Origin of the sequence: Chitinophaga sp. (assembly GCF_017745275.1) — a bacterium.
In the GTDB taxonomy this organism is placed as follows: domain Bacteria; phylum Bacteroidota; class Bacteroidia; order Chitinophagales; family Chitinophagaceae; genus Chitinophaga.
The window spans coordinates 86,621-108,606 of sequence record NZ_JAGHZS010000002.1 but is presented as its reverse complement, the minus strand read 5'-3'; the positions used below and the strand labels follow the sequence as shown (position 1 = coordinate 108,606).

Below are 21,986 nucleotides of genomic sequence, written 5' to 3'. Positions count from 1 at the left end.
TTTTGCGCCCAAACATGGACTCATGGGGCATGTGCGTAATAATTTTATTTATTACCTACACAATTATTAATTTATGTTTTATATTCATTTGAATATTTTTTTGGAATCCTATTATTAATTCATTACTAAACTCTTTTTGTCAACCACGTTTTAATAAATTTCGCTTACATGAATATAGTTTACCTCGTACCATGTTTTGGATTACTGGCTTTGTTATTTACGGCCGTCAAGAGCGCCTGGGTTACACGACAGGATGCTGGCAACGACAAGATGAAAGAGATAGCCCAGCACATTGCTGAAGGCGCTATGGCATTTCTTAAAGCTGAATATAAAGTCCTGATTTACTTTGTTATTATAGCCGCGCTGCTATTGGGTTACATGGGTGCTACCCACGACAATTCCCACTGGTCTATTGCCCTGGCCTTTGTGATAGGCGCTGTATTTTCAGCGGTAGCCGGTTTCATTGGTATGAGAATAGCAACCAAAGCCAACGTACGTACCGCGCACGCAGCACGTACCAGTCTTGCCAAAGCACTGCAGGTGTCCTTTACCGGCGGTTCTGTAATGGGTATGGGCGTGGCTGGCCTGGCAGTACTCGGACTCGGATCTTTATTCATTATACTAAAATCATATTTCGGCGCCGCTGCTAACACGCCTGAAATGATCAAAACCATTGAAGTACTCACTGGTTTTTCATTGGGTGCAGAAAGTATTGCATTATTTGCCCGTGTAGGTGGTGGTATTTACACCAAGGCTGCCGACGTGGGTGCTGACCTGGTAGGTAAAGTAGAAGCCGGTATCCCCGAAGATGATCCCCGCAACCCTGCTACCATTGCAGATAACGTGGGCGATAACGTGGGTGACGTAGCCGGTATGGGCGCCGATTTGTTCGGTTCTTATGTGGCTACCGTATTAGCTACCATGGTACTGGGTTCTGAAACCGTTTCCCAGGATGCCTTTGGCGGTATCGCTCCTATTCTGCTGCCTATGATCATTGCCGGCGCAGGTATCATTTTTTCTATCATCGGTACCTTCTTTGTAAGAATCAGTGACTCCGCAGGACTGAACACCGGCGTGGTACAGAAAGCGCTGAACATGGGTAACTGGGGTTCTATTATTTTAACGGCCGTTGTTTCTTACTTCCTGGTAAACTGGATACTGCCGGAAAGCTCCATGGTATTACGTGGCCATGAGTTCACCCGTGGACAGGTATTCGGTGCTATTATGGTCGGACTGGCGGTAGGTACGCTGATCAGTATTATCACAGAATATTATACTGCAATGGGCAAACGCCCGGTTAAATCCATCATCCGTCAATCGGCTACCGGTGCGGCTACCAATATCATTGGAGGCTTGTCTGTTGGTATGGAGTCTACCACACTGCCAATACTTGTACTGGCAGCAGGTATTGCCGGTTCTTTCCACCTGGCAGGCTTATACGGTGTTGCGATTGCAGCAGCCGGCATGATGGCCACCACTGCTATGCAATTAGCCATCGACGCATTTGGCCCTATTGCCGACAACGCCGGTGGTATTGCCGAAATGAGCGAATTACCTAAAGATGTAAGAGAAAAAACAGATATCCTGGACGCCGTAGGTAACACTACCGCCGCTACCGGTAAAGGCTTCGCCATTGCTTCTGCTGCATTAACCGCGCTGGCATTGTTTGCAGCTTTTGTGGGTGTGGCTGGTATCCAGGGCATTGATATCTATAAAGCCAACGTACTCGCCGGCTTATTTGTTGGTGGTATGATTCCATTCATCTTCTCCTCCCTCGCTATTGCGGCCGTAGGACGCGCAGCCATGGCCATGGTAGAAGAAGTACGCCGCCAGTTCCGCGAAATACCAGGTATCATGGAAGGAACCGGCAAACCGGAATACGATAAATGCGTGGCTATTTCCACACAGGCGTCTATCCGCGAAATGTTACTGCCAGGTGCTATTGCCCTGATTTCCCCGTTATTAATAGGCTTCCTGGCTGGTCCGGAAGTATTGGGTGGATTCCTCGCTGGTGCTACTGTGAGCGGTGTATTAATGGGTATCTTCCAGAACAATGCCGGTGGCGCCTGGGATAACGCTAAAAAGTCCTTTGAGAAAGGCGTTGAAATTAACGGCGAAACCTACTATAAGAAGTCTGAGCCACATAAAGCTTCTGTAACAGGAGACACCGTAGGTGATCCGTTTAAAGATACTTCCGGTCCTTCTATGAACATCCTCATCAAACTGATGTCTATTGTGTCATTGGTGATTGCGCCTACGCTGGCGGAGATGTTCCATACCAAACAACCACCGGTACCACCTACTGCTAAAACAGAAAAAGTGGCGCCTGCAGCTAAAACCATCAGCAGCAAAGCAACCGCTTACCTGGTAAAGCAGAAAGCATAAGGCAGAAGGCAAAAAGCTATTGAAGCGGAGGTCTGTGAACAAGATTAGACTGATTTTTATTTTTTAAATAAGAAAGAAAGGGAGATCAAAGTAGGTATATCCGCTTTGATCTCCCTTCTTCTTTTTAATCTTAAAAATGTAATCAGCATCATCGTCATTAGCCTAATCTTGTTCACAGACCTCCGCTTCAATAGCTTTTTGCCTTCTGCTTTATACTTTCTGCTCAAAAAAATTTGGTGGTTTAATGATCTTTCCTAACTTTGTACTGTAATTAAAATTATTACAGATTAAATGTCTGTATTTTTTTATTCCAAAACTGTCACAATTATTATCACAATTAAAACAATCAGCATCAGCAAGCTGTATTACTAATTATCATAAAAAATTAATCACATGAAAGTAGCCATCATCGGAGCTTCCGGATTCATAGGATCTGCAATTTTAAACGAAGCATTGAACAGAGGTCATGAAGTAACCGCTATTGTGCGTAATCCGGAAAAAATAACCCTGCAAAACCCGCATCTGACGGTTAAACAAGGAGATGTTACCGACGAAGCAGCCTTAACGGCTTTGCTGGCGGGCAACCAGGCCGTTATCAGCTCTTATAGCGCACACGACTCCGCTACTTACCTGAAAGCGATACATTCCATTATTAATGCAACCAAAAAAGCAGGCATAAAAAGACTGATCGCCGTAAGTGGCGCCGGCAGCCTGGAAATAGCACCTGGCGTGCAATTACTGGATACACCGGAATTCCCGGCAGCATGGAAGGAAGGCGCTTCCGCCACCCGCGATGCTTTCCACGTAATAAAAGCCACCAACGACCTGGACTGGACCGTGATAAGCCCCGCCATGATGATTGAACCTGGCACCCGCACCGGTAAATTCCGCCTTGGAAAAGACCAGGTAGTATTTAATGAAAAAGGAGAAAGCAGGATTTCCACCGCTGACTACGCAGTGGCACTGATAGATGAACTGGAACAACCCAAACATATCCAGCAACGTTTCACGCTGGCTTATTAATATAATAGGAAACAGGATCGGCCATGGAAGCTGGTCCTGTTTTTTTTATTCTCTTATCTTTGAAGGACTCACCCCAAACTTCTTCCTGAAAGCATTGCTGAAATGCTGGGGCGACGAATATCCTGTTTCATCGGCAATATCTGCTAATGGTTGATTGCTGCTCAAAATGAGCTCCCGCGCCAATTCCAGTCGACGCTCACTCAGGTAACCAAATACGGTATTATCAAAAACCGCTTTAAACCCGGATTTCAGCTTAAACTCATTCAACCCCGCCTTCCGCGACAACTGCTCCAGGCTTAAAGGTTGCTGCATATGCTGCAGCAGCAAGTCCCTGGCATAATACAGCTTCTCCACATCGGATGCGGAAATTTTAGTCACTACCGGCTTACTGGAAAAAAAAGTGGTTTCCACCTGCTCACACTGCAATGCCAGCAGCTCAATCGTCTTCGATTGCAGGAACAACTTTTTAAGTCCCCCCTGAAACTGGCACTGGCGCGCTTCTTCGATCACCATCTGCATACGCGGCGTAATCCGGGGATTAAACTTTTCTGCTAAGGTGGTAGTCCGGTTACCGGCCACGCCGTTGGCCAGGCTCTCCAGCACCCGTCCATTATCTTCCGCCAGTTCTAAAAAACGGTGAGGCATAAAGCTCAACCCCATAAACTGGATATCCCGCTGCTTCTTTACATCCGCCGACTCACTGGAGCTGGGACTAAACATCAGGTTGTGCTCCAGGCTGGAAAACCGGAAATCCTTCCTTCCCTCCAGGGAAGTGCTGACTTCGCCCTGCTCCATAAACATCATCACTACCCGTGGCTCCTTAAATTCTGCGTGAATATGGATGTTTTCAAACACATCAGCCTCACAATAGGCCATACTGATCCCATCAAAACAATATTCCTGGAGCGTGGCCGCCCCGAAATCATGCCGCATCTCCTGGGTTTCCTCTACGATGGCCCTGGACCGGATCTTCCGGTAGTCAAACGGCATACTTTCCTTCAACAGTACATGGTTGGCATCATTGGTAATAACTATGCCCATAAAATAATCCGTTTCGTATAAGTGTTTATCCGTTTCGTGTAACAGCTATGTGGGATAACAACGGCAAATTTGCATAAAAAATATTCCGAATAATAAATTAATTACGCCATGATGGGAATATTCCGTACCAATATTACAACTGTTCAGGATAGAAACAACGTCATCAACGCAATTTCTGCACAATTTACAATAAATGCCTGTAGCGTAGACCTGGAAGACTGTGATAAAGTATTACGTGTAGTCAGCCCCCTGTCACTCGCCGAGCAAACAATCATCGATTTTGTGACCCGCCTGGGCTTCAATTGTGACATTCTCGAATAAAAATCTTTAATACCCGGTACAACATTTAAAGTCACCGTAGCGAAGAAATGTTTTGTTCTCCGCTATAGTGGCTTTATTTCATTTATAAAAAAAATAATCTATTCAACGTAGGGGTATAATATTTTTGCCACGTCTTATTAGCACATGCTCGAAAAAAGCCATGGATTTTATGCAAACAAAGGACTTAATTTTTATGAAAACTAAGGCAACCCTGTTGCTGTCTCTGCTCCTTCTCCTATTAGCAGGACAAACAACTATAGCACAGCAGCAACGATATACCGTAAGCGGCTACGTTAAAGACAAACAAAATGGAGAAAGCCTGGTAGGCATCTCTATCGGTAAAAGTGGTACCACTATCGGTACTGTCAGCAACCAATACGGATTCTACTCCCTCACCCTACCCGCAGGTGAGCACGAAATACAGTTCTCTTATATGGGCTACGGTACCTATAAAACAACTGTCAACCTGAAAAAGAACACCACTATTGATGTGAACATGGAAGCCACCAGCAGCCAGCTAAATGTGGTAACCGTAAACGGTCAGAAACAGGAAAAGACCGTTAATACCCTCAACACCAGCATCAACAAACTGGATATTGCACAGATGAAAAAAATGCCCACCTTCATGGGTGAGGTAGATGTACTGCGCGCTATTCAGACACTCCCCGGTGTAAATACCGTAGGGGAAGGTTCATCCGGCTTTAACGTACGCGGCGGTAACAGCGACGAAAACCTCATCCTGCTGGATGAAGCCCCCGTATATAACTCCACCCACATGCTCGGCTTCTTTTCTGTATTCAATCCCGACGCAGTGAAAAGTTTGAACCTCATCAAAGGCGGGTTCCCCGCAGAATACGGTGGCCGCACCTCTTCTGTACTGGATATCCGCATGAAAGATGGTAACAACCAAAACCTCGCTATCAACGGTGGTATTGGTAATATTTTCAGCCGCCTGTCTGTAGAAGCTCCTATTGTGAAAGACAAAGGCTCCTTCATCGTAGCTGCCAGAAGATCTTATATAGATATACTGATGAAGCCTTTTGTAAAGGGAGATATGAAAGATACCAAACTCAACTTCTACGACATCACCGCGAAAGCCAACTACAAATTTGATAAAAACAACTCCCTCTTTGTGAGTGGCTACTTCGGAAGAGATGTGTTTGGATTTGGGAAAGATGTTAACATGAACTGGGGTAACAGCACCGCAACCCTTCGCTGGAACCACGTTTTCACCAACCGCCTGTTCCTGAACCTGACTACTTACTATAGTAAGTATGATTATCATCTCAACTTTAATAATGAATCCAAGAAGAGCGCCAATGAAGATAAGCAGGCATACGACTGGACTTCCAACATCATTAACTATGGCTTAAAACCATCTTTCACGTATTACATCAACTCCTCCAATAGCCTGCATTTTGGCGTACAGGGTATCTATTATACCTTCAAACCTGGTACTGGTACCAGCGAGAACGGCGATATCCAAAATGTGAAAAAACTGTACGATCAGCATGCACTGGAATCTGCAGTGTATATTGACCACGAGTGGAAACCGACCAAAAAATTCGGCGTTCAATATGGTGGCCGCCTGTCTTCCTACCAGTTCATCGGCAACAGCACCGCTTATTTCTATGCTGATACCACACCGGGGATCCGCAAAAGACTGGTGGACATGAAAACATATGGCGACAATGAATTGATTAAGGGCTACTATTACTTTGAGCCCAGAATCAGCGCCAGGTATGCTTTCTCAGACGAACACGCCGTAAAACTGGCCTATAGCAGAACTACCCAGTTTATGCACCAGCTTTCCAACACCGCGTCTCCTACACCACTGGATATCTGGACTCCCAGCACCAATAATGTGAAGCCAATTGTTGCGGATCAATACACTGCCGGTTATTTCTACAATGCACCTAATGATGCATATGAGTTTTCCGCAGAAGTATTTTATAAGAAAACAGATAACCAGTTAGATTATATCGATAACGCCAACCTGCAGTTGAATCCCCTGATCGAAGCAGATCTGCTGCCTTCCGAAGGACGTGCTTATGGTTTGGAATTGTATGCTAAAAAAGATATTGGCAAAACTACCGGTTGGGTAAGCTATACCTTGTCCCGCACAGAAAGAAAAACGCCTGGTATCAGCATGAATGAGTGGTTCCTGAATCGTTATGATCGTACCCACAACCTGAACCTGGTAGTAACACATACGCTCAACAAACGCCTCTCCCTGTCTGGTAACTGGGTATTTGCTTCCGGCACACCAGGTACCTTCGCGGATAACAGGCTGGAGTTCCAGGACTGGGATATTCCTTATAACAGTACCGAAAAACGCAACAACTACCGCTTACCATCTTACCACCGCCTGGATTTATCAATGACCATCAAAGGTAAACAAACCAAACGCTGGAAAGGAGAATGGGTAATCTCTCTGTATAACGTATATGCCCGCAGAAATGCTTATACCATCTACTTTAAACAGAATGATGATGATCCTACCAAACGTGAATCTACCCGCTTGTCTATCATCGGTTCTGTGATCCCAGGTATCACGTATAACTTTAAGTTCTAATTGTCCAAAATTTAAGATCAGATGAAAAGCTCAATCTTCCTCATATTATTTGCTGCCGTAGCAACGCTGACGGCCTGCGAAGACAAAGTAGACCTGAATATCAAGAAGGGTACTTCTTTCCCGGTACTGGATGCATGGATTACTGACGAAGCCGGACCACAAACAATAAAATTCACCATGTCTGTGCCCTACACAGATGATAATCCCGCTCCTGTTATTGACGACGCACAAATTACTTTGTACGATGTCACCAGTGGCGCTTCTTATCCATTTGCATTCAAAAACAAAGCATATAGCTATGATGCCACTGCCAAAGCAATTGGGATAGTGGGTCATGCGTACAAACTGAAAGTAGTGTATAAAGGAGAAACCTTTGAAGCATTGGATACTATCAAACGTGTACCAGCCATTGATTCTATCACCTACAAATTCAAAACAAAAGAGGAATCCATAAGTGGTAAAGAAGGTTACTATGCTACCTTCCACGCCAAAGATATCAAAGACGCCGTGGATTACTACTGGATCCGTTCTTACCGGAATGATACACTGAAACGCCTGGAAGATAATTTCTCAGTAGATGGGTCTTATGACAGTGGTGTATCTGATGGGGCATCGTTTATTTTACCCATTACAGAAGGCATCACCAACTATGACAAACCATTCCTGGCAGGTGAAAAAGCAATCGTAAAAATCAGGTCCATCACCAATCCTGATTACGAATTCCTGAAACAGGTAAATGAGCAGGTAACTGCTGGTGGCTTATTTGCTAAAGTACTGGAAAATGTAAAGAGTAATGTAAAGAATACCTCCTCCAACGGGCAAATAAGAATATTAGGCTGGTTCGGTACTTCTGCAGTGAGCAGATCCGAAATAACCTTCCCGAATAAGTAAGTTTTGTAGGTTAGTATTAGTTAAAGTTGAGGGCAGCGGGTTATTCCGCTGCTCTTTTTTTATGCCGGACATTCCTCCAAATGGGACAAAAAATCGTTAACTTCCGTAACAGAAAGTTACAACGATATGGCTCCCGACCTAATTGCATATGCCATCCCAGGATTTGTACTGCTCATCTTACTGGAGATTGTATTTACGACTATCGAACATAAGAACATGTACGAACCCAAAGATGCCGTCAGCAGCATTGCTATGGGATTGGGCAACGTATTCATCGGGCTGTTTACCAAAACCGTCATCTTCGGTATCTACCTTTTTCTGTATCAGTTCCGGCTATTTACCTTAGGCTTTACCTGGTGGGCATGGGTATTATGTTTTTTTGCAGATGATTTCAGTTACTATTGGTTCCATCGCAGCAGTCATACTATCCGGTTCTTCTGGGCCTCCCACGTGATCCACCATTCCTCCCAAAAATACAACCTGGCTACGGCGCTGCGGCAAAACTGGACCGGTAACCTGACCGGCACCTTTGTTTTCTGGCTCTGGATGCCATTGCTGGGCTTTCATCCCGTGATGGTGATGAGTATGCAGGCCATCAGCCTGATTTACCAGTTCTGGATTCATACAGAAGTCATCAATAAGCTGCCCGCTCCCATAGAATATATCTTCAACACCCCGTCCCATCACCGGGTACATCATGGCTCCGACCTGGACTACCTGGATCGCAACCATGCAGGTATACTCATTATCTGGGACCGCCTGTTTGGCACGTTCACAGCGGAAAAACAACGCCCGGTATACGGCCTTACCAAAAACATACACAGCTACAACCCTTTCCGTATAGCTACCCACGAATGGGTAGACATCTGGCGGGATATCCGGACGGCCCGGTCGCCACGGGAAGTGTGGCATTATATCTTCGATGCGCCAGGCTGGAGCGCGGATGGTAGCCGGAAAACCACCAGGCAGCTGCGACAGGAATAGAAAACACCAGCTTGCACACATCTTAACAGAAAAAATTTTTCAAACTATTTGGTTATTACGAAAACTGTCGTACATTCGTTTACGAAGATATTCGTACAATAATCATCATCCTTTAATACACATTGCTTTGAAACAGATCCGGCCTACAGAAAGTGAATTGGAAATTTTGGGTGTACTTTGGGAAAAGGGCCCCAGCACCGTTCGTGAGGTACATGATATCTTATCTCAAACGAAAGATGCCGGCTACACTACCACACTTAAGTTAATGCAGATTATGCATGAGAAAGGACTCCTGGATCGCGATACCAGCAGTAAAACACATGTATATACGGCTGCCATTTCACAACAAAAAACGCAGGAACAACTGGTCAATAAAATGATTGATACCATCTTTGGCGGATCCGCATCACAGCTGGTCATGCAGGCATTGGGGCATCATCAGTCATCGGAGGAGGAATTGGAAAAGATTCGTGAGTATTTAGCTGCAATAGAAAAACAACAAAAGAACAACAGGTAAATCTGGTACCATGAACTTATTACCTATTACGGGCGACTTTGTACGCGCCCTGGGATGGACGATTCTTCATTCCATATGGCAGGCATTCTTCATTCATGCCTGTCTGCGAATAGTGTTAAAGCTTTGGCCACTGGCCGGTGCAAGAATCCGATACAACCTTTCCCTCCTATCATTGACAGGCATTTTCACCTGGTTCCTGGCCACATTGTATATGCATATGCAACGCCTACAGGAAATACGGGAAAGCATCCTGTTCACAGGGGACCACATCGTTTCTTTACCGGCAGCAACTTCCCTGCCTCCGGTATATCCCAGCCAGGACCCGCTGGTGTGGATGTTTCCTAACCTGGAAATGTGCTTTCCATTCCTCGTTATGTTGTATGTAGCCGGAATGGCAGTGATGACCATCAAATTATGCTCGGATCTTTTTCAATTGCAACAAATCCGTACTACGCGGACAGAACCCATGGGCGCCGCATGGGATAAACACCTGGACCGGCTTGCTGCTCAGTTGCAGATCCCGCGCAAGGTAAAACTGCTGATCTCCAGCCATGTACAGGTACCGGTAATGCTGGGCTTTTTAAAACCTTTGATCCTGCTGCCAGTAGCCATGGTCAACAATCTCAGCGAAGCACAACTCGAAGCTGTATTGTTACACGAGCTGGCGCATATTAAACGCAATGATTATCTACTGAATATCTTCCAATCAATCGTTGAAACCATTCTCTTCTTTAATCCTTTCGTATGGCTGATTTCAAAAACCATCCGTATAGAAAGAGAACACTGCTGCGATGACCTGGTTATTGCGAATACCGTACAGCCGCTGCAATATGCGCAGGCACTGGTAGCGCTCGAACAATACCGGTTAACCGCCAACCGGCTCACCATGGCTGCTGCAGATAATAAACAACATCTGTTTTACCGCATTAAACGCATCATGGAAATGAAAACAAAACACCTTAATTATAGCCAGAAATTTTTAGCGGTCCTGATCATTGCCACCAGCCTTGTATCCATTGCCTGGCTCAATCCGGCCAAAGGAAAAGACAACGCTAACGGACAAAAATTATTCGCTGAAAAACACGCCCAGGATTCCTTACCCTGTGATAACTCAACAGATCACAATGCAGTCGTAACGCCCTCCTGGCAAGCGAAAGAACAGTTCAGACGTCAACTGGACGCCATTACTGCGGATACTACGATAGACCTGTCAGGTATTGGGACACCACCACCACCTCCTCCTCCTGCACCAGCTCCTAATCCCGCCGCCCCGGCTCCAATGGCACCAATGGCTCCATTGCCTCCGGTGACGCCTCTCAAAAGCAACATGGCAGCTGTAGCACCCCTACCACCCATTCCACCTGTACCACCCGTACCCGCATCCAGCTTTGACTTCAACTTCAACTCCAGCTTCTATCAAATGACAGACAGCACGCCTATCACCATCTCTACGAAGATCAAAGATATATCGTGCGATGACAAGGCTGACAAGGAGGAAGTACGCAGACAAATCCGGGAGGCCCAGCGCAGTGTGCAAATGGCCATGAAACAGCTGAAAGAAGTAGATATGAAAAAAGTGCAGGCAGAAATTCAGGCTGCCACCAAAAATATCAACTGGAATGATATTTCTGACGAAGCCCGGAAAGCAAGCCTCGCAGCCATGAAAAATGTGAATTGGGATGAGGTGACAAAAGCGCAGGCTGAAGTCGCCGCAGCGCTCAAAAATATCGACTTCGCCGCCATCAATAAAAATCTGAACCTGGCCTACGCCAACCTGGATAAGTCTGGCAAATTGCGGAAAGAGATAGCAGAAACCAACGAGGCAAAAATAGAAGATGTGCGCAAGCAAAGAGCCGCAGCACTCGCCGACGCTGCCAAAGCCAGACAGGAAGCAGGTAAAATACGCGAAGAAAATAAAAGAAGACAAGCCGATATCAGCAGAGAAATAGACGAACAAACAGCAGCAGTTGACCGTGCCCGGAAACAAGCGGATGAACTCAGAGCCATTGCTGACAAAAACAGGAAAATAGCAGATGAACAAAGAGCACAGACTGATAAAGCCAGGAAAATGGCGGATGAACAACGAAGAATAGCAGACAAAGCCCGCCAGGACGTGATCCGCGAAATGGCCGCAGATCACCTGTTGGATATCCAAAACTATAGCGTGGAAAAAAACAATAATGGTTTGTTTATCAATGGCGTAAAACAACCCGACGACGTAGCTGCCAAATACAGCAAATACCTGAAAGGAGATCATGTCACCATCAAAGGATCTACCAATACTTCCAGCACACACACAGAAAATTAATTACTGCAAATCAATTGCAGATGAGATCCGTACCATTACCGTTCATACGGTAATGGTACTTTTTATTATAAGCGTTCCCTTATCTTTAGGTTAACAAATCAACGACTTAGTATTATGAGAACATTTTGTCTTACACTAGCCATGTTTGCCACCACCATGGTAAATGCCCAGGAAAAAGGCATGGTGATCAACAACCTGGTAAAAGGAAAAATCAATGCTGCCACCCCCGTTAAAAACCAGGGTATGTCAGGTACCTGCTGGTCATTCTCTTCTACGTCTATGGTAGAATCTGAATGTCTCCGCAAAGGAGTTCCTGAACTGGATCTCTCCGAAATGTTTACCGCCCGCAATGTTTATATTGAAAAAGCAAAGAACTATGTACGCCGTCAAGGATTTGCCCGTTTTGATGAAGGGGGCCTCGCACACGACGTAATCCGCTCCATTGCCTTGTATGGTATAGAGCCGGAAAGTGTATATAGCGGCCTTAAAGGCAATGCCACTGTACATAATCACAGTGAAATGGTTACTACCATGAAAAAATACCTCGATAGCATCATCAAGGTTTCTCCTGTTCCTGATAACTGGGTATCGCAGTTTACCGGCATCCTGGATAATTACATGGGCCAACCACCTGCTACCTTCGAATACAATGGTAAAACTTACACCCCGCAAACATTTGCAAAAGAAGTAGTGAAGTTTAATGCAGATGATTATGTATTTCTTACTTCCTTTACACACCATCCCTTCTACCAGTCTTTCATTATAGAAGTGCCGGATAACTTCTCTAATGGCGCTTATTACAACGTGCCGTTAAAAGAACTGACCAACATTACAGAAAGCGCCCTTGAAAAAGGATATACCGTATTATGGGATGCAGATGTAAGCAACAGAGGTTTCTCAGGTAGTAAGGGATACGCCATGTTGCCTGAGCCCAACAGCTCTCTGAAAAAAGACAGCATCAATCCTGATATGGCAGAACCTTCCTATACACAGGAATCACGTCAACAACTATACGAAGAATTGATCACACAGGATGACCACCTAATGCATATTACCGGCATAGAAAAAACGCCCAAGGGCAAAACTTTCTTCCTGGTAAAAAATTCATGGGGTGCTAACGCCAGCCCATTTGGAGGTTACCTTAATGTGTCAGAAGCCTATTTCGCAGTAAACACCATTACGATAGTGGTGCCCAAAGCGGCGTTGGATAAAACGTTGCAAAAGAAATTCAGTCTTAACTAAGCGATGATCCGCAATAGAAAGGGTAGCTTCCTCAACGGTGGCTACCCTTTCTGTTTGTAGTATATTACTGGAAAATAAGGGCTACATAAAGCTGCTCCCCTCCGTCAAGCTCCCTTAGGACGCACTTTCAGCTATCAGGCAGCAGATGTGATGTCGCAACATTAATCGCTACGCGCTTAAATAATAAAAGCGCAAAGAAATTTAAACGGTTGTATTCAGTTGCGTTGCTCCGTTAAATTTCTTTGCGCCTAAAAGGTTCTGGTTAACTTTTTTACTGCGATTTCTAAATGCTTATAGCCAAAAGCTAAAAGCTCCGGGGGCATAGGTATCTGAACACCCGCTGTTAAACCGAACCAGGGATTTATGAATAAAGGATAGTAAAGCCTTTAATATGTTGTACTTCACCGGTGGTAATATCTAATTCCTTCACTGCTGCCATAGCAGGACCTGATTTACACCAGTCGATAAAGTCTTCCATAACAGATTCTTCTGCTTCTGCCAGAATCCATACATTTCCGTCCAACAGATTTTTCACTTGTCCCTGTACTTTCATTGAGTCGGCTACGCGTTTTGCATTAGCTCTGAACCCTACTCCCTGCACACGGCCTTTCACAATAATTTCCTTGTGTACAATTGTCTTAGTTGCCATAAAATTTACTCGATTAACGCGGTTGTTGTCCTATTCCGACTGCGTGCTATACAAATGAAGAAGGACACATTCTTAAATACATTCAAAATTTCCGCTAAGATACAAACAACTAAAAAACTTATTACAAAAGGGATTAAATAGTAACAGGCCCATAAAAAGGGTAGAAGGAACAGACGCCTCACCAGCTCCCAAAAGATGGACGAATAAATATGACTATCTGAACCAGGATTTGCCGGATCAATAGATGCGCAGCATGTTGAAAATGGGAATGCTAACGGATCAATAACAGCTGCAATGGCTGATCGCCAGGTATGGATGGCAAAACAACAGATTGCAACAGCAACAGTATAAAAGGATGGTTAACTTGAGGGAAACAAACACTGATGAACATTGATATAGGGGATAACAAATTATTTTTCTCCGCCTACAATCCATTCATTCTGCGAATCTACCACCCGGCAATCCTGAATCAGACAATATGATGGTTGCTTATGCAGCGTAATTGAACAATGAACCTACCATGTGCTCAATATCTCCAAAAACAAAGTCTTTAATGCGTTCATATTTACCACCTGCAGCAGGTCGTTTCAGCAAACTAAAACAATGACAATTAAAGCTGCGTACAAATAACTGCTGTGCCAGCAAAGGCATTACCATGTTGACTTCCGCATCCTGCAACCCTCTTGCCAACATAATATGTGGTTTGAAAGACTGCGGCTTTAGCTCAAACGCCTGCATGATACTACGGTGCAGCTCAATCAGTGGCTTGGGGTTCGCCACATTGATGAAAACACTGTTATGTCCGTCTGCATGTCTGAAAGCATCCATTTTAGAGGTATAAACGGCAAATCCCGCCTGCTTACGCGCTACCTCTTCCAGCATGCTGATAAAATCTTCCTGAAAACGCTCAGGGAAGGCTGATCTGAACAACGCCACATGAACCGGCGCTCCCGACATTCCCACATCATTTAATTCTGCGGCAACAAACTGACGAACACGGGTCACATCCTTTGAGACAGCTGCATCCGGATTCACCACCAACAAATAATCAAATAACTCTTCCGAAGTTTCATAATTCGTATTCATAACCTGATATTTTAATTCTTCCTGTTAGAATGACAATACGAATATACAACCTTTTTTCGGAAATACTAATTTTTTTAGCATTTTTTACTAAAAAAATGAGGATTGCTAAAGAAAATAGTGAATCAAAAATATGCGGTTAATTGAATATCAATCAAATATTATTAAAAGTAAAGGCCTTGTAAATGATACATTTACAAGGCCTCACGATCGCGCCACTTAGCACAATGAATAGTAATGAAACCTTCTTATAATGCATATGGATCCGCTTTACGGATATAATACACCAGGCTCTTTACCTGGCCAGGTACATCATCCAGCTCACCGTTCAACACCATATCAGACTTTTCCAACACCTTAATGGATGCCAGGTTAACAGGCCTTACCACTGCATATATCTCCGGAAAATTTAACTCCTCAAATCCATATTGGATGGCTGCCTTACAGAATTCTGTCGCATACCCTTTTCCCCAGGCACTTTCTGCAAATCTATACCCCACATTTATTCTGTCAACATCACCGTACATTTTATGACTCAGTCCTCCATATCCAATAATCTCTTCCGGCTTGCTTTCCAGGCTGATTTTCCAGGGCCCGAAACCATATTGTTCCCAGTGTGTTGTAAACTTCCTCATATTGGCCTTCGCCGCAGTAATATCAGGGACAGGACCAAAAGGATTATACAGATTGGTGCGGATGTCGCCATAAATTTCAAAGTAAGTGGTTACATCTTCCAGTGCAGGCTTTGCTAAAATGAGTCTTGCCGTTTTCATACCATTGCTTTTATCTTCAACAGGGAAATCAGCAACAATATCGCGAATATTCCCCGGCTGCCAATACCAGCTCATTTCAATTTATACGAAATAAAAAGGGCTATCTCCCACATTGTCAGAGATAGCCCTTTCGCAAATAATATAATTGCCTACGATAATTTTTCTATAATAGATACAAAATCAGCAGCCACTAAAGATGCACCACCAATCAGGCCTCCGTCTACATCAGGGCAGGAAAACAGCTCTGCTGCATTACCAGGTTTTGCACTACCACCGTACAAAACAGAAATATGTAAACCAGCTTCACGGCCAAATTTATTCGCGATCTGTGAACGGATAAAGGCATGCATATCCTGCGCCTGCGCAGCGCTGGCAGTAAGCCCGGTACCAATAGCCCAGATAGGCTCATATGCAATCACTACCTGTTTCAACTGCTCTGCAGTCAGGTGATACAGGCTTTCTTCCAGTTGTTTCGCTACATAAGCGTTTTGTGTTTCCGCCTGTCTTACTTCCAGCGGCTCTCCACAACAGAAGATGGGCTTCAGTCCATTGGCCAGTGCCTGGTCGATTTTCTTTGCCAGCATAGCATTGCTTTCCTGGAAATATTCTCTTCTCTCAGAGTGACCCAGAATCACATAATCTACTCCTATTGATTGCAGCATTTCTGCAGATACTTCGCCAGTATAGGCACCAGACTTTTCACTGTGGCAGTTCTGTGCAGCTACATAAAAACCAGGATAGTTTTTCAGCAACGCTTTTGCTTTCAGTAAATAAGGAAAAGGCGTAGCTACTACTACTTCCTGTCCTTCTTTCAAGGTAAGTCCGGCCTGCAGTATGTCGTTGATCAACTGCTCGCCTTGCGCCAGCGTAAGATTCATTTTCCAGTTACCTGCAACAATTTTCTTTCTCATAAATACTGTGATATTAAGTTTTAAGGTCTTTCTGATGTGTTAATTCATATAATGCCGTCAATACCGCCTGCTCCTTTTCTGATAAGGTATGCCCCTTTAATGCCATCCAGTTTCCGGCATCTTTCAGCGCTTCCGGCAACCGGTAAACCTCCTGATGGCCCCAACTGAAAGAAGGCACAAATTTCGGCGGAAAATGCCCGCCAAATACATTGCAGGATACGCCGATCACAGTGCCGGTATTCAACATGGTATTAATGCCACAGCGACTATAATCGCCCATTAACACCCCACATTTTTTACCTGCCGCCACCGCAGTACCACTGGCTTCTTCCCATACCTTCACGGTCGACACATTATTCTTCAGATTGGAACAGGATGTATTCGCCCCCAGGTTACACCACTCTCCTATCACAGCATCTCCAAGGTAACCATCGTGTCCCTTGTTGGAATAACCAAACATCACGCTGTTCTTGATTTCACCTCCTCCGGTACAAAACGGCCCCAGTGATGTGGCACCATATACTTTGGTTCCCATCTTCAACACGGCTCCTTCTCCCAAAGCAAAAGGCCCCCTGATCAAACACCCTTCCATCACTTCCGCATCTTTTCCTATATAAATAGGCCCGGTACTGGCATTGAGCACGCTGCACGAAACCTTCGCACCTGGTTCCAGGAAAATGTCCGTATGATTGATTTGTTGATTGGTGTGTGTTAAAGACGCCGACGTCCGGCCTGCTGTCAGCAACTGAAAATCTGCCCTGATTGCTTTGTCGTTGAGCGCAAAGATATCCCAAGGCTTATAAATTCCCAGTACTTCCCCCGGATAATTTTTCCGGCCGCCTGCCTGCAGAAACGGTACATCCGCTCCCAATACGGCTTTGGCCAGTAATTGCTGGTCTTTATATAGCTCCTCGTTCGGCTCCAGCGCAGCAATGGCTGCTACTAACCCGGCATCAGGTAATATATGTCCGCTCAATAAAATATTGACGGTGTTGCTGGCTTTGTGCAGCAAAGGAAACTTTTCCTGTAAGTGCGGTACAGTAAAATGACTTACTCCTGTACCCAGCCAGCGTTCCCATTTTTCCTGTATAGTGAGTATCCCTACTCTACAGGCGGCAATAGGTCTGGTATGCGTAAAAGGGTATAACAGTTCACGTACGGGCGTGTCAAAAAGAATATAATTACGCTCCATAAGTGGCTAAAATAGAAAATCCCATCGACACGCCGATGGGATTTAACTAAAAAATATTTTACTTAGCAATTATGCTTTCTTAGCATAGCGCTTGTTGAATTTATCAATACGTCCTGCGGTATCCACCAATACGTTCTTACCAGTATAAAAAGGATGAGAAGTATTGGAAATTTCCAACTTAATCAACGGATACTCGTTGCCATCTTCCCACTTTGCAGTTTCTTTGGAAGGAGCAGTAGAGCGGCTTAAAAAGCTGTCACCGTTTGACATATCTTTAAATATCACAAATCTGTAACTTTCTGGATGGATTCCCTGTTTCATATCAAAATTATTGTAAATACAGGGTGCAAAGTTAACTAATTTTCTTTAACACCCAAAGATTATTCGTAAAAAAATCAGGATTTCATGTTAATGTACTGCAAAGGTATACCCAGGTTGGACTCCTTTGCCTTTTGTATAACTTCCTGTAAGTCATCAATTTTTTTACCGGTTACCCGCACAATATCGTCCATAATGGCCGCCTGTACCTTTAAACCTGCGTCTTTGATCATTTTCACAATCTTCTTGGCATCTTCCTGCTTAATACCATTCCGCACCGGTATATCTTTCTTAAATACCTTACCACTCTGGTATGGTTCCTTACTCATATCATAGATGGAAGCATCCAACCCCTGACGCATAGTACGGCTCACCAGTACATCCAGTACCTGTCCCAGCTTCATATCACTGTCTACTTCTATATTCAGCACCAATTCTTTCTTATTCAGCGCTATTTCCACATGTGAACCTTTGAAATCGTACCGGTTGGTAATTTCCTTTTTCACCGTGTTAATGGCATTATCCAGTGTCTGTAAATCTACTTTACTAACAATATCAAAGGACGGCATAACTTAAAATTTTATATTCGAACAGCAAATATAAAAAAGAAAAAGCAGGTAGAGAACTACCTGCCGCATATATACTCTAAATCTAACTTGTTACTAAATTTTGCTGATCCGGCCCATGCCTGAGATAGACTTTGTTACGCCCGGATCGCCTTTATATTTTATAGACCCCATGCCGGAAATGCTGGCGGCCAGTTTCTTCTGTGCAAATACCTGTGCTTTACCAGTACCGGAAATATCCACGGAAACATCATCGGAAGATAAGTCCAGGGCCTGGATATCTGCTGCACCGGATATACCATACTCCGCTTTATCAGAGCTGCCTTTCAGCTTGATATTGCTGGCGCCGGACAAGCCTACATCCAGTTTCTTTGTCTTGATATTCAGATTGGCATCTGCTGCCCCGCTGAACTGCAGTTGAATACGATCGCTGTTTAAAACACCTGTATTACTATACCCTCCGGCTCCACTGGCAGACAATTTATCTACCTGCTGCAGGGTCACATATACTTTAACTCCCTTTGTAGGCTGGATGTTATATCCTTTTTTAGAATAAATACGGAGTTCGTCACCCTTGATTTCAGTGATGATATAAGGCAGCAGATTCTCTTCCGCCTCTATCCTGATACTATGATTATTCCCCTGCGTAATTACCACTTTATATATACCGGAAGTGCTGATATCCTTAAAGGAGCTGGCATCCCGTGATTCTTCTTTTACATTCCCGTTTCCTGTTACCCGTTCCTGGGTGATGTTTTTGAAGGAAGCCAATACACCCACCGCAAATATTAAAGGCAGGGCTAACATTAAAAAGGTACTGATACGTTTCATATGTGTAACAAATTTTTAAAAAAATAGAATGGCGTTTTTTTTTATTGAACATCAAGATTAACGTCTGAGTTAGTTCCCTGTATTTTTATATTGGGAGATGATTCATTTCCGGTGGCCGACAACGCGGAGTACGTCAAATTCGATCCCCGCCGGTTAGATACCACATTCTTCAGCTCCAATCCACCTGTACTGAGGTCTCCGTTTACCAGGTTCGCATTAATAGACAACGGCTGCTTACGGGTGAAAACTATTTTTGCATCGGAATAAGTGAGCTGCAGATAAGCCTGTTTAAACCCGGTACTTACCTTTACTATTTTCACATCTCCATAAGTCATTCTTAAACTAACAGCCTGCAGCAGTTCTCCTACTCTCACATCAGAATAGGTACAACGTCCCTCTACCTGCTCTGCTGTCTCAATTTTATAATCATCATAGTTGGCCGCTACTTTCAGGCTACCTACTTTTCCAACCACATATTCACTATAGTTAGAATTGGTTTCCAGCCCCCGCAACTGATCTGCGCGGATAGTGGAATAGTTGCCGCGTACATCTACCTTACCGGCTTTCCCGATTTTTCCTTTGTCACAGTAGTTGATCCTGAAGCTGAGGTCTTCCGCCTCCCTGATATCAAATGTGCAATAGTTCAGATTCAGCGAAGCAGGAAAAGTAAATTTGTCGGCAATCACATCTCCAAACTGATTATCCACTAACAACTTCTGCAGGCTTTGCGGAATGTATACGTCGTAATCAATATTCACATAGTCTTTTGAATCCATTTTTCCTCCCCAGGAAAACCAGCCAGAACTGGCTTTAGACGGGGCATATACGCTACGCAGCGCTACCTCGGAATTGCTGCTTTTATCGGTGGCAATATCTACCAGGTCTGCGATGGACTGCGCCTGCGAATCGTCTTTGCCAAAGCCCGTAATCGTAATGGTAGCCTTTATTTCATTCTTGTTCCAGGTATGAAAAATGATCTTTCCATATTTATTTCCGATACTCAGTGTAGCATTATCGCTTACCGTGAAATTCTTAACAACTGTTTTTTTGTAAGCTGTTCCTCCACCGTGAGCCTGTGCCAGTAATGGGAATAACAGGAATAACAAGCATTTAAATCTCAGCTTCATATTGCTTTTTTGTATGACCCGGAGTTACGCGCTTCGCCTGTAACTCTTCTAATATTTTGTCCAGTAAATCCAGCTTCAACTGGTAGTAGCGTACAAGAGCAGCGCGAATTCTTTCATTGCCGGGATTATTTTTTAATTCCTTCTCCAGCGCTTTATAGGTATCGTTGCGAAGTTCTAACTCTTTACGGGCGGCACTATCAAGCCCCAGCTCTTCTGCCGGATAGGCATTGATCAGTTTCAGCTTTTCGTCGATGCGGGTGGTATAATAAGCTTTTGCTTCCTGCATTTCCGGCGATATTACCGCCAATTCCTGTTGCTGGTGCTGTTTGTGTTTGGCGAAATAAAACAGGGCACCTGCATTTGCCAGTAATACAATAATCACCGCCGCCTTAAACCAGTTTTTCTGTAAAAGCGATACTACCCTTCCCCTCTTTTGCGTTGTGAGCTCTTTCTCCAGTGCATCCCAAACCCTTGGAGAAGGACCGGGCATCTCAAAATCTTCCCGATGCTGCTGGATAAAACTTTCAAAATTGTCTGGCATTAACGAGTTACATTTTGCTGTTTTACAATTTGCCTTACTTTCTCTTTGGCACGCATATACTGTGTTTTCGCGGTCGATTCAGTGATACCCAGCATGTCTGCTATTTCCCGGTGAGAATACTCTTCAAAAAGATAGAGATTCAATACGGTACGATATCCCTGCGGTAAACCATGGATGGCCGATTTAACAGCAGCTACCGTCCAGGTAAACTGCGCCTCGTCAATCCCATCTTCTGTCATCACTTCCACTTCATCTACCTCTTCAAAATACACTTTCTTTTTTCGCAGTGTATTTAAACAATGATTTACCACGATCCGTTTAATCCAGGCACTCACGCTTTGCTCACGTTCCAGTTTACCAATATTCCGGTGTACCTGGATGAATGCCTCCTGTAAGGTGTCTTCGGCATCACTTACGTTGTTGGTCATCCGCAAACAGATGTTGTACATAGCCCCCGCGTACGCGTCGTACAATTCGCGGAATGCGCGAACATCCCCTTTCTTGCAGCGGTCTACTACATTCTCTGCTATTTGCGTTTGGTTCAAGTTAGTTGCTGATGCTTTCATTATAAAGACAGTAATTGTAAAAAAGGTTGCATGTGCTTTGGAAAGATTTTCCAATTTATTCTCACTTAACGCTTTCTGCTAGGGTTATGACCTTTCTATCTATTTAATTATGAATATTTTATGTAGATAATAAAAAGAAGGT

The 21,986-nt window shown here is 44.3% G+C and carries 21 protein-coding genes; 9 read left to right on the top strand and 12 right to left on the bottom strand.

What is annotated here, in order from left to right; genetic code table 11:
- The first annotated feature begins 168 nt into the window (after positions 1-168).
- Both J7623_RS06260 and J7623_RS06255 read left to right on the top strand, forming a co-directional pair.
- Entirely contained in the window at positions 169-2,385 is a 2,217-nt protein-coding gene (locus J7623_RS06260; protein ID WP_291918652.1) for a sodium-translocating pyrophosphatase, read from the top strand.
- Between the two features lie 393 nt (positions 2,386-2,778).
- Positions 2,779-3,408: an NAD(P)-dependent oxidoreductase gene (locus tag J7623_RS06255; protein ID WP_291918650.1), complete on the top strand. Its 630-nt coding sequence runs from the start codon at positions 2,779-2,781 to the stop codon at positions 3,406-3,408.
- Between the two features lie 45 nt (positions 3,409-3,453).
- On the opposite strand, the gene J7623_RS06250 is transcribed toward J7623_RS06255, so the two are convergent.
- Complete coding sequence (locus J7623_RS06250; protein ID WP_291918648.1) at positions 3,454-4,449, bottom strand: AraC family transcriptional regulator; 996 nt, start codon at positions 4,447-4,449, stop codon at positions 3,454-3,456.
- Positions 4,450-4,557: 108 nt separating this feature from the next.
- Here J7623_RS06250 and J7623_RS06245 point away from each other — a divergent pair, with 108 nt between their 5' ends.
- The 7 genes from J7623_RS06245 to J7623_RS06215 all read left to right on the top strand — a co-directional run bounded on the left by J7623_RS06245 (position 4,558) and on the right by J7623_RS06215 (position 13,287).
- Positions 4,558-4,770: a hypothetical protein gene (locus J7623_RS06245; RefSeq protein WP_291918647.1), complete on the top strand. Its 213-nt coding sequence runs from the start codon at positions 4,558-4,560 to the stop codon at positions 4,768-4,770.
- A gap of 193 nt (positions 4,771-4,963) precedes the next feature.
- Positions 4,964-7,345 carry a TonB-dependent receptor gene (locus tag J7623_RS06240; RefSeq protein WP_291918645.1) on the top strand — a complete coding sequence of 794 codons (2,382 nt, stop codon included), beginning with the start codon at positions 4,964-4,966 and terminating at the stop codon, positions 7,343-7,345.
- A gap of 21 nt (positions 7,346-7,366) precedes the next feature.
- A complete protein-coding gene (locus tag J7623_RS06235; protein WP_291918643.1) occupies positions 7,367-8,236 on the top strand; it encodes a DUF4249 domain-containing protein in 870 nt (289 codons plus the stop codon).
- Between the two features lie 126 nt (positions 8,237-8,362).
- Complete coding sequence (locus J7623_RS06230) at positions 8,363-9,220, top strand: sterol desaturase family protein (protein WP_291918641.1); 858 nt, start codon at positions 8,363-8,365, stop codon at positions 9,218-9,220.
- A gap of 127 nt (positions 9,221-9,347) precedes the next feature.
- Positions 9,348-9,737, top strand: coding sequence for a BlaI/MecI/CopY family transcriptional regulator (locus J7623_RS06225; protein WP_291918639.1), 390 nt, complete (start codon positions 9,348-9,350; stop codon positions 9,735-9,737).
- A gap of 10 nt (positions 9,738-9,747) precedes the next feature.
- Positions 9,748-12,045 (top strand): M56 family metallopeptidase, encoded by a 2,298-nt coding sequence (locus tag J7623_RS06220; protein ID WP_291918637.1) that lies wholly within the window; start codon positions 9,748-9,750, stop codon positions 12,043-12,045.
- A gap of 114 nt (positions 12,046-12,159) precedes the next feature.
- Positions 12,160-13,287 (top strand): C1 family peptidase, encoded by a 1,128-nt coding sequence (locus tag J7623_RS06215; RefSeq protein WP_291918635.1) that lies wholly within the window; start codon positions 12,160-12,162, stop codon positions 13,285-13,287.
- A gap of 361 nt (positions 13,288-13,648) precedes the next feature.
- Here J7623_RS06215 and J7623_RS06210 read toward each other — a convergent pair whose 3' ends face one another.
- The 11 genes from J7623_RS06210 to J7623_RS06160 all read right to left on the bottom strand — a co-directional run bounded on the left by J7623_RS06210 (position 13,649) and on the right by J7623_RS06160 (position 21,844).
- Positions 13,649-13,936, bottom strand: a complete 288-nt coding sequence (locus J7623_RS06210) for an acylphosphatase (RefSeq protein WP_291918633.1) — start codon at positions 13,934-13,936, stop codon at positions 13,649-13,651.
- 489 nt (positions 13,937-14,425) lie between these two features.
- A complete protein-coding gene (locus J7623_RS06205; RefSeq protein WP_291918631.1) occupies positions 14,426-15,022 on the bottom strand; it encodes a 2'-5' RNA ligase family protein in 597 nt (198 codons plus the stop codon).
- Between the two features lie 245 nt (positions 15,023-15,267).
- Positions 15,268-15,792 (bottom strand): GNAT family N-acetyltransferase, encoded by a 525-nt coding sequence (locus tag J7623_RS06200; protein ID WP_291918629.1) that lies wholly within the window; start codon positions 15,790-15,792, stop codon positions 15,268-15,270.
- Positions 15,793-15,941: 149 nt separating this feature from the next.
- Positions 15,942-16,703, bottom strand: a complete 762-nt coding sequence (gene tpiA, locus J7623_RS06195; protein ID WP_291918628.1) for a triose-phosphate isomerase — start codon at positions 16,701-16,703, stop codon at positions 15,942-15,944.
- A gap of 13 nt (positions 16,704-16,716) precedes the next feature.
- Positions 16,717-17,895: a putative sugar nucleotidyl transferase gene (locus J7623_RS06190; protein WP_291918626.1), complete on the bottom strand. Its 1,179-nt coding sequence runs from the start codon at positions 17,893-17,895 to the stop codon at positions 16,717-16,719.
- Between the two features lie 69 nt (positions 17,896-17,964).
- Positions 17,965-18,216, bottom strand: coding sequence for a type B 50S ribosomal protein L31 (locus tag J7623_RS06185; RefSeq protein ID WP_145674946.1), 252 nt, complete (start codon positions 18,214-18,216; stop codon positions 17,965-17,967).
- A gap of 74 nt (positions 18,217-18,290) precedes the next feature.
- Positions 18,291-18,782, bottom strand: coding sequence for a YajQ family cyclic di-GMP-binding protein (locus J7623_RS06180; protein WP_291918619.1), 492 nt, complete (start codon positions 18,780-18,782; stop codon positions 18,291-18,293).
- A gap of 93 nt (positions 18,783-18,875) precedes the next feature.
- The gene (locus tag J7623_RS06175; RefSeq protein ID WP_291918616.1) at positions 18,876-19,610 is read right to left on the bottom strand and encodes a head GIN domain-containing protein; all 735 of its coding nucleotides are present in this window, start codon (positions 19,608-19,610) and stop codon (positions 18,876-18,878) included.
- 41 nt (positions 19,611-19,651) lie between these two features.
- Positions 19,652-20,737 (bottom strand): hypothetical protein, encoded by a 1,086-nt coding sequence (locus J7623_RS06170; protein WP_291918613.1) that lies wholly within the window; start codon positions 20,735-20,737, stop codon positions 19,652-19,654.
- A complete protein-coding gene (locus tag J7623_RS06165) occupies positions 20,721-21,278 on the bottom strand; it encodes a hypothetical protein (protein WP_291918610.1) in 558 nt (185 codons plus the stop codon). The genes J7623_RS06170 and J7623_RS06165 overlap by 17 nt, the downstream gene beginning before the upstream one ends.
- Complete coding sequence (locus J7623_RS06160; protein ID WP_291918607.1) at positions 21,278-21,844, bottom strand: RNA polymerase sigma factor; 567 nt, start codon at positions 21,842-21,844, stop codon at positions 21,278-21,280. Before J7623_RS06160 ends, J7623_RS06165 begins: the two co-directional genes overlap by 1 nt.
- Positions 21,845-21,986: the final 142 nt, after the last annotated feature.

Coding starts and splice junctions, on each gene's coding strand:
- J7623_RS06260 (WP_291918652.1), top strand. CDS start 169: ATGAATATAGTTTACCTCGTACCATGTTTTGGATTACTGGCTTTGTTA.
- tpiA (WP_291918628.1), bottom strand. CDS start 16,703: ATGAGAAAGAAAATTGTTGCAGGTAACTGGAAAATGAATCTTACGCTG.
- J7623_RS06185 (WP_145674946.1), bottom strand. CDS start 18,216: ATGAAACAGGGAATCCATCCAGAAAGTTACAGATTTGTGATATTTAAA.
- J7623_RS06160 (WP_291918607.1), bottom strand. CDS start 21,844: ATGAAAGCATCAGCAACTAACTTGAACCAAACGCAAATAGCAGAGAAT.
- J7623_RS06230 (WP_291918641.1), top strand. CDS start 8,363: ATGGCTCCCGACCTAATTGCATATGCCATCCCAGGATTTGTACTGCTC.
- J7623_RS06250 (WP_291918648.1), bottom strand. CDS start 4,449: ATGGGCATAGTTATTACCAATGATGCCAACCATGTACTGTTGAAGGAA.
- J7623_RS06175 (WP_291918616.1), bottom strand. CDS start 19,610: ATGAAACGTATCAGTACCTTTTTAATGTTAGCCCTGCCTTTAATATTT.
- J7623_RS06245 (WP_291918647.1), top strand. CDS start 4,558: ATGATGGGAATATTCCGTACCAATATTACAACTGTTCAGGATAGAAAC.
- J7623_RS06170 (WP_291918613.1), bottom strand. CDS start 20,737: ATGAAGCTGAGATTTAAATGCTTGTTATTCCTGTTATTCCCATTACTG.
- J7623_RS06205 (WP_291918631.1), bottom strand. CDS start 15,022: ATGAATACGAATTATGAAACTTCGGAAGAGTTATTTGATTATTTGTTG.
- J7623_RS06190 (WP_291918626.1), bottom strand. CDS start 17,895: ATGGAGCGTAATTATATTCTTTTTGACACGCCCGTACGTGAACTGTTA.
- J7623_RS06165 (WP_291918610.1), bottom strand. CDS start 21,278: ATGCCAGACAATTTTGAAAGTTTTATCCAGCAGCATCGGGAAGATTTT.
- J7623_RS06215 (WP_291918635.1), top strand. CDS start 12,160: ATGAGAACATTTTGTCTTACACTAGCCATGTTTGCCACCACCATGGTA.
- J7623_RS06200 (WP_291918629.1), bottom strand. CDS start 15,792: ATGAAAACGGCAAGACTCATTTTAGCAAAGCCTGCACTGGAAGATGTA.
- J7623_RS06235 (WP_291918643.1), top strand. CDS start 7,367: ATGAAAAGCTCAATCTTCCTCATATTATTTGCTGCCGTAGCAACGCTG.
- J7623_RS06240 (WP_291918645.1), top strand. CDS start 4,964: ATGAAAACTAAGGCAACCCTGTTGCTGTCTCTGCTCCTTCTCCTATTA.
- J7623_RS06180 (WP_291918619.1), bottom strand. CDS start 18,782: ATGCCGTCCTTTGATATTGTTAGTAAAGTAGATTTACAGACACTGGAT.
- J7623_RS06220 (WP_291918637.1), top strand. CDS start 9,748: ATGAACTTATTACCTATTACGGGCGACTTTGTACGCGCCCTGGGATGG.
- J7623_RS06210 (WP_291918633.1), bottom strand. CDS start 13,936: ATGGCAACTAAGACAATTGTACACAAGGAAATTATTGTGAAAGGCCGT.
- J7623_RS06255 (WP_291918650.1), top strand. CDS start 2,779: ATGAAAGTAGCCATCATCGGAGCTTCCGGATTCATAGGATCTGCAATT.